Consider the following 12,820-nt stretch of genomic DNA (forward strand, 5'->3'; position numbering starts at 1 on the left):
GGGGCTGCTAGGTCGCTCGTAGCTCGGCAGCCACCTGGGACGCCTCCTCGCGCCTGCCGGACTTCTCCAGAAGCCCCAGCCGGCCGCGTAGCACGTCGCGGAGCAGCTCGGTCAGCTCGCGGTTCTCGTCGTGTTCGCGACCTTCGAGGTGTCCGTCGTTCGCGCCGGTGGTGGGGTCGCCTGTGGTCAGGAGGCCGCGTAGCAGGCCGTGGGCGACCCGGAGCGCGGTGTCGGCCGCGTCGTCCCTGCCCAGTTCCTGCTGGCAGAAGCCGAGCCGGGCGTGGGCGACGGCGGCGGCCGGCTCGTCGCCGATGACCTGGGCGCCGCGATGGAAGACCAGGCTCGCCTCCAGCGCCCGTCCCGACTCCATCAGGGCGTCGCCCAGCATGAGCATCGCCCGGGAAAGGATGCCGCCGAGCAGGGGGTTCGCGGGGGCATGGCGTTCGAGCACGGCGACGGCCTCGCGCAGCGGCCCCACCGCCTCCGCCGGCTGCTCGCGGAGCCGGAGCGCGGCGGCCAGCGTGAGCCCGGCGCCCGCCCGGCTGACGTGCAGCGCCTCCGCGTTCATGCCCGTGGTCAGCAGCTCGTCGTAGATCGCGATGGCCTCGCGGGCCCGCGCCTCGGCCTCCGCCGCCGCGCCGGGCCGCAGCAGGGGCAGCAGCTCCGAGCTCTGCGCCAGCGAATCGGCCAGGATCGCCCGGTACGTCAGGTCGCCCGGTGTCCGCCTGGCCAGCCGGATCAGCTCCTCGGCCAGCACGCCCGCCTCCCGCGCCTCGCCCAGCATCATGTGGCACCTGACCAGGCGCTGGGTGGCGAGGGCGTGCCTGAGCGTGCGCGGCGGATGGCCAGTGACGGCGATCCTGGCGTACTCGGCGGCCTCCTCGGGACGCCCGGCGGCCAGCAGGTCGTCGGCGATCGTCCCGGCCACCTCGGCCGCCGCCGCGGGCCGGGCGAGCCGGACGTGGAGCCGCATGGCCTCCGTCAGGTCGGCCAGCGCCTCCTGCGTCCTGCCGGACGCGCGCAGCACCTGCCCGCGCACCTGGATCGCCTGCGCGCGCACCCCGAGCAGCCCGGCCTCACCACCCCGTCCCTGCCCGCTCTCCTCCCGCGTGGCGCGTTCCTGTTCGGCCAGGGACCAGGTCACCGCCTCCAACGCGGCCTGCGGGCGGTCCAGGGCGGCCAGCGCCGCGCCGAGCTGGGCGTACGTGACGGCGGCGACGGCGGGCTCGTCCAGCTCGTCGCAGAGGTCGGCGGCGCGTTCGGCGTGGGCCAGCGCCTCCACGGCCCGACCGGCCTCCAGCAGTCTGACGGCGTACCTGTTCAGCGTCTCGGTCAGCGCCCTCCCGTCCTCGGACAGCAGGTCGACGGCCTGCTCCAAGGTGGCCAGGTCGGCGTCGCCGAGCGCGGCCAGCGCCAGGCCCAGGGAGCGCCGGTGGCGGGGGTCGATCGCGGCCAGCCCCTTGTGGACGCGTACGGCCGGGGCCGCCGTCCCGCCGCTCAGCATCAGGCAGCGGCCGAACCGTTCGTGGAGCAGCGGGTTCTCGCTGACCGGAGCCCAGTGCTCCAACGCCTCGGCGAACGCCGTGAGCTGCGGCAGCAGCCTGACAGCCGTCCTGGCGGTGGCCGTGCGCAGGTGGGCCGACAGCTCGTCCACGACTGTCGTGAGCACGTCGGGGCGAGGCAGCGGACGTACCCGGAGAAGCTGGGCGTACAGGTCGATCCCGGCGGACGGGCCGTGTCCGGTCACGCGGAGTCTGGCCAGGCGAGCCAGGGCCTGCACGTGCACGCCGGTCAGGTCACGGGTGAGCGGGCCGTCCTCGGCCGTCAGGGCGATGCCCTTGGCCAGCTCGTCGGCGGCGAGGTCACGTTCGTCCAGGTCTGCGTGGCACAGGCCGCTGAGCTCCAGGCAGGTGGCGGTCAGCAGGCGGGTGCGCTCGGGCGGCTCCGGGACGAGGATGTCCAGGGCGCGGGTGACCGATTGGAGCGCTCCTTCCACGTTCCCGCGCGACCGGCGGAGGCCGGCGTGCAGGCGCAGCGCGCCCGCCAGCGCGATCGGGGACTCCAGGCGCTCGGCCACCAGGCCCTCGCACACCGCGACCAGCCGTTCCGCCTCGGCGTCGGCGGCGTCCAGGTGGCCGGTGCGGTCCAGCGCGACGATCTCCAGGACGAGCAGCTTCGCCAGCTCCTGCTGCACCACGAAGCTGACCTCGGCCTGCGGCCCGTACGACTCGACGGCGGCCCGCAACCACGGCAACGCCTCCCGGTGACGCCCCAGCCCCACGAGCGCCCGCCCTAGCGCCCCCGCCACCACCCCACCCACCACACTCCCGCCCACCCCCGCACCACCCGCCACCGAACCCCCCGCCGTCGGACCACCCGTCTCGGGACGGCCCATCTCGGGACCGCTCGCCTCAGAGCTGATCGCCTTCGAGTCCCCCATGGTCGGGGCGCTCGTCACCTGGCCGTCCGTCACCCGGACGTCCGCCTTCGGGGCGTACGTGACCGGCGGCGGTCGGTGCAGCAGGTCGGTGGCCTGCGTCGCGAGCAGGAACCCGTCGCGGGGGCGTCCCGTGTCGGCCCAGGCGCGGGCCAGCGCCGCCTGGGCGGCGACGTACGCGTGCACCTGCGCGATCTCCGGCCCGTCCGCGCCCTCTGCGCCCTCTGCGCCCTCCGCGCTCTCCACGGCGGCGCGGCGTTCGGCGAGGTGTCGTTCGGCTCTGGCCACGTCGGGAGGCGGGGTGATCAGGGTCAGCATCCAGGGTTGCTCGGCCTCCCCGGTGGCGGTGGCGGGGTCGTCCGTCGATTCCCGCCAGGCCCGGACCTCGTCCCGGTGCCGCCGACAGGACGGGTCATCGGCGCTCAGAACGTCATAGAACCCGGCCGCCGCCTCCATGTGGGCACGGGCGTCGGCGGGACGGTCGAGCTCGGCCAGGCAGAGGCCGAGGAGGTGCCTGGAGCGGGCCCTGGCGGCCGTGTGCCGTGGTCCGTCCAGCGCGGCGGCGAGGATCGCGGCGTCCTGGAGCGGGTCGAGCGCCTCGTGCGGGCGGCCGTCGGTCAGCAGCAGCTCGCCCAGGTCCAGGAGCTGGGCGGCCAGGGACGGGCGGTGCTCGTCGGGTTCGAGCGCGACCAGCGCGCGCAGGCTGCGCACGGCCTCGGCGGCGAACCGTTCGGCCTGGTCCAGGTCGTCCAGGTCGCGGTGGAAGCCGGCCAGCAGGCCCGCGGCCTCGGCCAGCAGCTGCCGCAGGCCCGGCTCCTCGCCCGCCAGGCCGCGCAGCCGTACGACGGCCTCGGAGGCGGGGGCGACGGCCTCGGCCGCCCTGCCGTGCTCCCCGAGCCACGCGGCCAGCAGGCACAGCCGTTGAGCCAGGTCCCGATCGGTCGGAGCCGCCCCCGCCACGGCCGCCGTGGCCGCCACGACGAGACAGGCGGCCAGTTCGGCCATCGCCTCAGCATCGGGGCCGCCGAAGTCGAGGGGCGGGATGGGGGCGGGGGCCCGCCTGACGACACCGGGCATGGTGCCTGGCCCGAGGAGGCCGGGGGCGGAGGTCTGTCCGAAGATGCGGGGCGTGGGGGACTGTCCCATGGTGCCGGATTCGGGGGACTGGTCGAGGGCGCCAGGTGTAGGGGTCCGTCCGGGCACGCCGGGCGTGGAGGGCTGCCCAATGGCGGCGGATGTGGAGGTCTGTTCGAGGGCGCCGGATGTGGGGGGCTGTTCGTGGGGGTCGGGTGTCGGGGCTCGGACGGGAGTGGGTGGCTCGGGGAGGGGGAGCGTCGGGAAGACACTCACTGTGAGGACGCCCGCCAGAGCGGCGGCGACCTCGTCGTCCCCGCCCGCCGCCGCGAACGCCTCCACCGCCTCGCCCGTCCGCCCCGAGTCCAGGAGCGCGCACGTCAGGTTGTGGTACGCCCGAGCCGCCCGCGCCGCGTACCGGGGGTCGTCCTCGGCCAGGATGCGGAACCGGGTCGCCGCCTCCTGGGCGGGCCTGAGCGCGCTGCCGGACTCGCCCGCGAGCAGCAGGCACGCGCCCAGGACGAACAGCGCCTCCGCCTGACCGGCCGCCTCCTCGTACGGGGGCGCGGCGGCGAAGATCTCCACGGCCTCGGCGGCGGCCACCACCGCCTCACCCACCCGTCCCACGGCCGCCAGCCGGGCCGACAGCCGCGACAGCGCACCCGCCAGCGCGGTCCGCCCGCCCCCCTCCCGGAAATGCCGCACGGCCAGGTCGGCCAGCGTCACATCAAGAGCCCGCAGCCCGAGCGGCGCCCCCGCCCGCGCCGCATCCGGCAGCGCGGCCACCGCCGCGCCCGGCAGTGTGGCCACGGCCGCGACCGTCGCGTGGTCGTCCGGCAGCATCGTGAGTGCGGCGTTGAGGAGGTCGCCGAGCCGGGTGGCGGGGTTCGCCGCCGCCTCCGCGACCAGCGCCCCGATCCTGGACGTCACCAGCACCCGCAGCGCCCGCCCCACCTCCTCCCGCCCCGCGCCCAGCCGGAGCACGTCGAGCAGCCGCACCAGGTGCCCCGGCGAGCGCCGCTCGTGGTCGTGCACGGCCAGGACCAGCGCGTCCAGGTCCTCGGTCTCGGCGAGCGCCTGCTCGGCGACCAGGTCGGGCCCGAGCGGGCACAGCCGGTCCACGCCGGGGAAGACGCGCCCCAGCCAGTCGGCGACGACCTCCGCGGCATGGGGATCGCCGTGCAGGGCGGGCACGGCCGACAGCAGGCCGGGCAGCTCGGCGGGGGTGGGGGCGGTGAGCGTGAGCAGGGCGACGGCCTGCCGGGCGGTGACCTCGTCCACCTGTTCGCGGCCGGCGGGCCAGACGGTGGCCCACTGGTCGCGTTCGCGGTCGAGGAAGCGGCCGAGCAGTTCCTCGCCGGAGCCGGCCAACGGACGCGTCCGGGTCCCGCCCCGGCCGCCGGGACGGAAGGCGTTCCAGGGCTCCGGCGCCGTCCGGTAGGGCGGGGCGCCGAGGCCGCCGCCCGGCAGGGTGCCGGGGACGGCGGGCGCGGGCAGGACCTCCGTCTCGCCGCCGCGCAGCCGCAGCAGGGCCGCCAGGTGGACGCGGAGTGGCAGGCCGTACTCGGGGTCGTCCAGGCGCGGGGGAGTGGGCAGCGCGGCCCGGCTCGGCGCGAACGCCTTCATGGCCGTGAACGCGTGCTCGGTGCGCTCGTTCAAAGTGAGCGGATGCTGGTTGAGCTGCACGGTCGTGGTGTTGAGCCGGCGCAGCCAGCCGCCCGCCGCCGTGTCCAGCCGCCGCCACCACTCCGCGTCGCCGGGCTCGCGGGCCCGCAACAGCACCCGTACGCGGGGGTTGTGCCCGTGTTTGGCCAGCCGCCGTATCAGCTCGCCCACCAGCGGAGCGGACGGCTCCGGCGACTCCACGACGACGAGCGAGGGCCGTACCGCCTCCAGCGGCACGCCCTCGGGCCCGGACAGGGCGGCGAGCGCGGCGTCCAGGGCCAGGAAACCGGCGTCCCAGCCCGCTTCCCGCAGCTCCTCGCACAACTCCCCTGCCAGCCGGGTACGGCCCGTGCCGCTCCGCCCGGTCACCACCGCGACCGACAGCGCGGCCGGTTCCGCGGCCCAGGCGCGCAGGGCCGCGAGCTGCCCGCCACGCCCCGCGTACGGCACCACGGCGTGCCGCGGCAGCAGCAGCCGCCAGTCGGGGCAGTCGGACGGCAACGGCTCACGCGCCGGCAGCAGCAGCCCGGACAGGACCACCCGCCCGTCACCGGCGGAAACGCTCTCCAGCGGGCCCGGTGGCGTCCCGGTGAGCGCGCGGAACCGGTCGTCGCCCAGCAGCACGCGCACGGGCACCGCGTCGAGCCGCGTCCCGGCGGGCCCGGCGGCCGAGGCGACGACGACGGCGGCGACCTGCCCGGCGGGCTCGGCCAGCACCGCGGCCCCGGTCAGACCCGCCCGCACGTCCATGGGAGGCGAGGGGCTGAGCACGTCCATGGAGAGCGTCCGCGACGCCGGACCCGCGGGGGCGTCGGCCAGGCCGGACAGCACCCGGACGTCCCTGAACCCCGCCCTCCGCCGCGCCCGCGGGAACCCCATGGCCAGGCACGGCACCCGCTCCCCGGCCAGAACGGCCCACCGGACGTGCCCGATGCCGGGGACGTCGGCCCACGGCGGTCCGGGCACCCGCAGCAGCGCCGCGCCGTGCCCGCGCCAGACCTGCTCGGCCGCCGCCCACCGGGACGACCACGGCGGGCGCACGTGACAGGGCGCTCCGGGGGCCACCACCAGGGACGAGGTCAGCACGAGCTCCGGGCCGACCACATGGCCGGTTCCGGTCACGCCGACCACGTCGTCGTGACCCGAGTAGACCTCGACGACTCGTTCGAGGCCGAGGCGGTGCGGTGGCGCGTCCATGGGTCCGCCTAGCTGCTACGTCCCGGCTTTTCGTCCCCCGATTGATCTCACTATCGCATCATGGACGCAAAATTTCCCGGCTTGTCATGCCTTCTCAGTTGTGAGCCAGGCGGCCAGCCCGAGGTACACCAGGCCGCTGCTCACGTCCAGCCGCCGCCGGGCCCGTACGGACCCGCGCAGCCGCGCGGCCAGCACCGACGACAGCAGCGCGTACATGCCGTCGCTGGCCATCCCCAGCACCAGCCACAACGCGCCGAGCAGGAGGATCTGCGGCCCCACCGGCCCTGCCGCCGGGTCGGTGAACAGCGGCAGGAAGGTCAGGAAGAACAGGGCCGTCTTCGGGTTGAGCACGTTGACCACGAACCCCTCCCAGAACAGCCGCCGCCTGGACTGCACCTTCAGCTCGACGACCTCCTCGGACTCCCCGCCGCGCTTCATCAGCTTGCGCAGGCCGAGCCAGAGCAGGTACGCCACGCCCACGTACTTGACGACCGTGAACGCGGTCGCCGAGGCCGCGATCAGCGCGCTGATGCCGAGGGCCGCCGCGCCGATGTGGACCAGCGAGCCGGTGTGCACGCCCAGCACCGAGACCATCCCGGCCGACCGGCCCTGGGAGACGCTCCGGGTGACGATGTAGAGGACCGCCGGTCCGGGGACCAGCAGCAACCCGAGTGTGGCCGCGCAGAAGAGTGCGAGATGCGTGATGTCCGGCATGTGCTCATCGTAGGGACGTCGTCAACGATTTTCCCGGGCGGGTGACAGGCTTTCCGTCAGCGCTTCGAGCAGGGCGCCGGTGGCCGGCGGATGGGGCGGCTCGCCGTAGACGGCGGCGTAGACGTGCCTGGTGGAACCGGGCACCTGGGTCGCCTCGACGTCGGGGTTGCGGTGGGCGGTGAGCGCCAGGCCGGGCAGCACGGTCAGGCCCATGCCGGCCGCCACGAGCGCCTGCACGGCCACGATGTCGTCGCTGGTGAAGGAGATGCGCGGCTCGAAACCGGCCTTGGCGCAGATGTCGAGCAGGTGGCTGCGGCAGCGGTCGCAGCCGGCGATCCAGGGGGAGTCGGCATGGTCGGCCAGCTCGCCGCCGGGCCCGATGGAGACCAGGTAGCTGGGGTCGTCGAAGAGGTGGATCAGGTGCAGGCCGGGTTCTTCGGGGGCGGTGTCGTCGTACCGGAACATGACCGCGACGTCGACGCGGCCGGCGCGCAGCAGCCTGAGGGCCTCGGGCGGCTCGGTCTCGGTGAGCTGCATGCGCAGCCCCGGATGGGCGCCCGACAGGCGGCGGACGGCGGACGGGATGAACGTGCCCAGCGCTGACGGGAAGGCGGCCAGCCGGACGCGCCCCTCGCGCAGGCCCACGTGGGCGGCCAGCTCCTCGGCCGTGGCGTCGATCCGGCCGATGATGTCGGCGGCCCGGTCGGCGAGCAGCCGGCCCGCCTCCGTCAGCCGGATGCCGCGGCCCACCCGCTGGACGAGCTTGGCGCCGGTCTCGGCCTCCAGCCGGGCCAGGTGGTGGCTGATGGAGGGCTGGGAGTAGTGGAGCTCCTTGGCGGCCGCGGTGAGCGACCCCTTGCGGGCCACCGCGACGAGGACGCGGAGCCGGGCGACGTCGAGCATTCATCAATCGTATCTATCGATGGGCCAGAAGACTTCTGTTGGACCTATCGATTCACTTGAGACACCGTAGAGAGGGAGGACAAATTGCCACATTTTCCCTAGGGGGACACCGTGAACATGGTCGCGACCACCACCAGGCCAGGGCTCGACGTGCTGGTGTCCGGCATCTCCGAGATCGTGGCCAGAAAGCTCCCCGCCCGCGAGACCGCGTTCGCCGTGGCCGACCTGCTGCGCGACCGGCTGCCCGGCATGGACGTCCTCACCCCCGAGGAGCGCCTCGGCACGCCCGACCGCTACACCTCACACCTGCTGCACGCCCAGGACGAGTTCTCGATCGTGGCCGTCGTGTGGCGTCCCGGCCAGTACACGGTGATCCACGACCACGTCTCGTGGTGCACGTTCGGCATCCTCAGCGGCATCGAGCACGAGACCCTCTACCGCGACATGGGCGACCACCTGGTGGAGATCGGACGGGCCGACAACCGGCCGGGCGAGGTCAGCGGGTTCGCCCCTCCCGGCGACATCCACATGGTCCTCAACACCAGCGACGAGGTCGGGGTGTCGCTGCACGTGTACGGCGCGGACGTGGGCAAGCTCGGCAGCAGCGTGCGCCGCGTCTACGAGCTGCCGGTGCGCTGACGCCTCACCTGATGCGGCCGTGGAGCAGCTCGACCAGGGTCTGGTGGGTCTGCTCGATCGGCCGCTCGGGGTAGAGGGCGCGGCGTTCGATGGCGACCGTCAGGACCATGCCGAACAGGGCGGTCGCCGCCGTCTCCACGTCGAGGTCGGCGCGGATCTCGCCGCTCGCCGCCGCCCTGCGCAGGACGCCCGCGTACACGCCGAGCGCGCTCTCGCGCAGCCGGGCCACCGCCTCCTGCCAGGCGGTGCGCCACATCTCGGACAGCAGCACCCGGGCGAACGGCCCGTGCTCCTCGAAGAAGCGCAGCTGGCCCAGCACGACCGAGTCAAGGGCGGCCACGCCGCTCTCCCCGGTGTCGGCGGCGGCCAGCGCGCCCGCCAGCCGCTCGATCGAGTGGTCGAGCAGCGCGGAGAACAGGCCCTCCTTGCTGCCGAAGTTGTAGAACACGGTGCCCTTGGCCACCCCGGCGCGCTCGGCGATCGCGTCGACCGTGGTGGCCGCGTAGCCCTGCTCGGCGATCAGCTCGACCGCCGCCGTGAACACCTTCGCCCGGGTGTCCTGCCTGCTCACAGCGACAGCTCGGGGTGCAGGCGCTTCATGGACCAGACGCGGCCGCGCTCCACCGCGAGGGTGGTCAGCGCGAGCCCGAGCACGAGGAATGCGGACAGCACGCCGCAAGCCTGCCACACCACGGTCAGATCGCCGCCACTGATCAGCCTGCGCAGGGCCGAGACGACCCAGCTCATCGGCAACCATGGCGAGATCGTCTGGAAGAACCCGGGCGAGGTCTCGATCGGGTACGTCCCCGCCGCCGAGGTGAGCTGGAGCATCAGCAGCGCCAGCCCCACCACCCGGCCGGGCGGCCCGAGCAGCGCGTTGACCGCCTGCACCACCGCCAGGAACGCGGCCGCCGCCAGCAGCAGCAGCCCGATCACCCCGAGCCAGTGCGCCGCCTCCAGGCCGAGCGCGAACCGCAGCACCGCTGCCAGCACCCCGACCTGGGCCGCGCCCAGCGCCACCGCGGGCAGCCAGCCCGCCAGCGCGATGCGCACCCCGCCCTGCGTCCCGGCCAGCCGCCGCTGGTTCAACGGCTTGAGCACCATGAACGTGATCATCGCGCCCACCCAGAGCGCCAGCGGCAGGAAGAACGGCGCGAAGCCGGTGCCGTAGTTGGGGACCTCGTTGTCGACCGTCTTGGCCAGCCGCACCGGGTCGCTCATCACGTCGGCGCGGGCGGCCCGCTGCCGGGCGTCGTAGTCGGGGATCTTCTCCGCGCCCTCGCCGAGCCCGCCGGCCAGGTCCTTCGATCCCTTGGCGAGCTGGTCCATGCCCTTGTCGACCTGGCCCGCGCCGTCGTGCAGCCGGTCGACCCCGGCGTACAGGGTGCCGGCGCCGTCGCTCAGCTTGACCAGGCCGCCGCCGAGCTGCCCGAGCCCGCTGGTCACCTTGGCCGAGCCGTCGTGCAGCTTGGTCGCGCCCTGGTAGAGGGTGCCCGCGCCGGTGCCGGCCTTGGCCAGGCTCGCGTCCACGGTCGCCGCGCCGGCGGCCAGCTTGGCCAGGCCGTCGTCCAGGGCGTTCACCTGGCTCCTGACCTGGTCGACCTTGGGGCCGATCTGCGGGGCCACGGCCGCGATCTTCCGGGCGTTCCTGGCCAGCTCGCGGGCCTGGGCGGACAGGGCGGAGGCGCCGCCGGAACCGCCGGTGCCCGCCGAGCCGGCCTGCTCGGCGGCGCGTTCGGCGGCGTTCGCCGCGCTGCGCAGCAGGGAGCGCAGCTCGGGGTCGGCGTCCGCGCCGAGGCGGTCGAGAGCGGCCTGGGCCTGGGAGGCGGCCTCCCGGGCGCTGCCCGCGGCGCGGGTCGCGCCGGTGCCCGTGCCGGAGCCGTCCGCGAGCCGGTCGGCGGCGTCGGCCACCTGCTCGGCGGCGTCGGCGACCTTCGGGCCCCACTCGTCCAGCACCGGTACGTACTTGTCGGCGAGCTGGTTGACCGCGCGCGTCTGGGTGTGGACCTGGTCGGCCGCCTTGCGGGTGCCCTTGCGCAGCTCGGAGGTGCCCTCGCGGCGGAGCTTGGCCAGGCCGTCCCGCAGCTCGCCGATGCCCTGCTGCGCCTTGCCGATGCCGCCGGTGACCTGCGCCGAGCCGTCCCGGAGCTTGCCGGTGGCGGTGTTGGCGCTGTTCAGGCCGACCGAGAGCTGCTGGGCGCCGTTCTCGGCGGTGCCGAGGCCGGAGTTGAGCCGGGAGACGCCGTCGCCGGCCTTGACCGCGCCGTCGTGCAGCTTGCCGGCGCCGTCGGCGGCCTCGGTGGTGGCGTCGTGGATGTCGCCGATCGAGACGAAGACCTTGTCGAAGTAGTCGTGGACGGCCGTGCGCTCGGCGGCGGCGCGCACCTCGTTGAAGACCGCGTCGGAGATGCTGCCGACGATGTAGCTGCGGCCGGTGTCCACGCGCAGGCCGAGCTGGGCGGGGGTGGGGGTCGTCGTGTCGTCGGACGGCGAGGCCAGGCGGGCGCTGAAGTCGGCGGGCACGGTGAGCGACAGGTAGTAGCTGCCGTCGGCGACCCCGTCGGCCGCCTGCCGGGGCGTGGCCTCGTGCCAGGCGAACGTCCTGCGCTCGCGCAGCTCGTCGGCCAGGTCCTGGCCCGCGTGCAGGGTCTTGCCGTCGACCGTGGCCGGACGGTCCTCCATGACCAGCGCGACCGGGACCCGGTCCAGGTTGCCCTGGGGGTCCCAGAACGACCACAGGTACAGTCCGGCGTACAGGAGCGGCAGCACGATCACCGCCGCCAGCGCAGCCCGGGTCAACCGGGACCGCAGCATGCCCTTCATCACAGCTCCACGAGGTGGTCGTAGCGGGCGGGCGGGCGCACGCAGCTCGCGACCACGGCCGTGCCGAGGCCGCGCAGGAGGTCCCACAGCTCGCCCACGCGGTCGTCGGGCAGGCCCGCGTCCACGTTGTCGGCGAGGATCAGCGCGGGCTCGTCCAGCAGGGCCAGGGCGACGCCGAGGCGCACCTGCTGCTCGCGGTCCAGCTCGCTCACCGGCGTCGTGTCCGGCGCCGCGAGCCCCGCCCGCTTCAGGACTTCCTGGTACGGCTTGCGCCTGCGCTCGCGCAGGTGCTCCTTGACCGTCAGCGCCCTGTCGAGATCCGTCACGCCGTCCACCAGCGCGAGGGCCGCCACCTTGCGGATGGCCCGCGGCCTGGCGTGCCCGGCGACGGAGAGCGTGCCCGTCGTCGGCTTCATCCGCCCGGCCAGCGTGAGCAGCAGGCTCGTACGCCCGCTGCCCGCCGGCCCGGCGACCGCCGTGAGCGTCCCGGGGCCCGCCTTCAGCGAGACCGCCGGGTACACCCCCTCGATCGACAAGCCCTCCGCGACGATCACCACAACCCCATCTCTTGAACTGACTGGTCAGTACAAAAGATTACCTCGTGATGCGGTGCGTCACACTGTGAGATACGCCTCCAACCGCTCGGCCAGCTCCTTCGGCCGCGACAGCATGACCATGTGGCTGCCCCCGATCTCGTCGGGCACGACACCGAGCCGTTCCCGGACCACCCGCCGCACGAACTCGGGCGGGAAGAACCGGTCGTCCCGGCAGAGCAGGAATTTCGTCGGCACGTCCGGCCACGCCGCGCCCGGCCACGGCTCGACGGACGACTTCTCCGCCTGTGGACGCCCCCGGGTCAGCTCCTCCGCGGCCAGCTCCGCCGGGACGTCGTGCATGAACTGGGCGATCGTGTCCAGGTCTTCGGCGCTGCGGTGGCCGGTGTTGGCCCACCACTCGCCCGGCGGCTCGCCCGGCACCGGGATCATGGCCGTGACCAGCACGAGCAGCTTGACGGGCAGGCGGTCGCAGACCAGCGGCGCGACGAAGCCGCCCCACGAGTGGGCCACCACGACCAGCTCGTCCGCCTCGCCGACGGCCCGCGCCACGGCGTCGGCGTAGTCGGCCAGGCCGGCGGACTCGTCCTCGATCGGCAGGTCGACGGCCACCGTGCGGTGGCCCCTGGCGCGCAGCTCGGCCTCGACCAGGTGCCAGTCCCATGCCGAGCTGCCGCCGCCGTGGATCAGCGCGAACGTGGCCGGACGGCCCTGGGGCGCCTCGCTCATACTCTTGCTCCCTTCGTCGGTGGTGCGGAAGTAGTTCTACGCCCCGGGGCAGACAGAAAAGCGAAGTCCGCAACTTTTATTGCGC

General features: G+C 74.5%; 8 protein-coding genes. 1 reads left to right on the forward strand and 7 read right to left on the reverse strand.

All coding sequences use genetic code 11. The features are described from left to right. Positions 1–7 precede the first annotated feature (7 nt). The 3 genes from ACWCSU_RS02515 to ACWCSU_RS02525 form a co-directional block, all read right to left on the reverse strand. The gene (locus ACWCSU_RS02515; RefSeq protein ID WP_449933041.1) at positions 8–6,373 is read right to left on the reverse strand and encodes a hypothetical protein; all 6,366 of its coding nucleotides are present in this window, start codon (positions 6,371–6,373) and stop codon (positions 8–10) included. 84 nt (positions 6,374–6,457) lie between these two features. Further along, on the reverse strand, positions 6,458–7,087 hold the full coding sequence (locus ACWCSU_RS02520) for a LysE family translocator (RefSeq protein ID WP_449933043.1): 630 nt from the start codon (positions 7,085–7,087) through the stop codon (positions 6,458–6,460). Between the two features lie 21 nt (positions 7,088–7,108). Beyond that, positions 7,109–7,990, reverse strand: coding sequence for a LysR family transcriptional regulator (locus tag ACWCSU_RS02525; RefSeq protein ID WP_449933045.1), 882 nt, complete (start codon positions 7,988–7,990; stop codon positions 7,109–7,111). A gap of 117 nt (positions 7,991–8,107) precedes the next feature. On the opposite strand from ACWCSU_RS02525, the gene ACWCSU_RS02530 reads away from it, so the two are divergent. Continuing rightward, positions 8,108–8,629, forward strand: coding sequence for a cysteine dioxygenase family protein (locus ACWCSU_RS02530; protein WP_357703067.1), 522 nt, complete (start codon positions 8,108–8,110; stop codon positions 8,627–8,629). Positions 8,630–8,633: 4 nt separating this feature from the next. Here the strand turns inward: ACWCSU_RS02530 and ACWCSU_RS02535 are convergent, their stop codons facing one another. From ACWCSU_RS02535 to ACWCSU_RS02550, 4 genes are read right to left on the reverse strand one after another with little or no spacing between them, the layout of a single operon-like run. Next, the gene (locus tag ACWCSU_RS02535; RefSeq protein WP_357702914.1) at positions 8,634–9,200 is read right to left on the reverse strand and encodes a TetR/AcrR family transcriptional regulator; all 567 of its coding nucleotides are present in this window, start codon (positions 9,198–9,200) and stop codon (positions 8,634–8,636) included. Further along, the gene (locus tag ACWCSU_RS02540) at positions 9,197–11,452 is read right to left on the reverse strand and encodes a YhgE/Pip family protein (protein WP_449933048.1); all 2,256 of its coding nucleotides are present in this window, start codon (positions 11,450–11,452) and stop codon (positions 9,197–9,199) included. The genes ACWCSU_RS02535 and ACWCSU_RS02540 overlap by 4 nt, the downstream gene beginning before the upstream one ends. After that, positions 11,452–12,009, reverse strand: coding sequence for an ABC transporter ATP-binding protein (locus ACWCSU_RS02545; RefSeq protein WP_449933050.1), 558 nt, complete (start codon positions 12,007–12,009; stop codon positions 11,452–11,454). The genes ACWCSU_RS02540 and ACWCSU_RS02545 overlap by 1 nt, the downstream gene beginning before the upstream one ends. Before the next feature lie 57 nt (positions 12,010–12,066). Continuing rightward, complete coding sequence (locus ACWCSU_RS02550; RefSeq protein ID WP_449933052.1) at positions 12,067–12,735, reverse strand: alpha/beta fold hydrolase; 669 nt, start codon at positions 12,733–12,735, stop codon at positions 12,067–12,069. Between the last annotated feature and the right edge of the window lie 85 nt (positions 12,736–12,820).

Source organism: Nonomuraea sp. NPDC001699, from assembly GCF_053596455.1.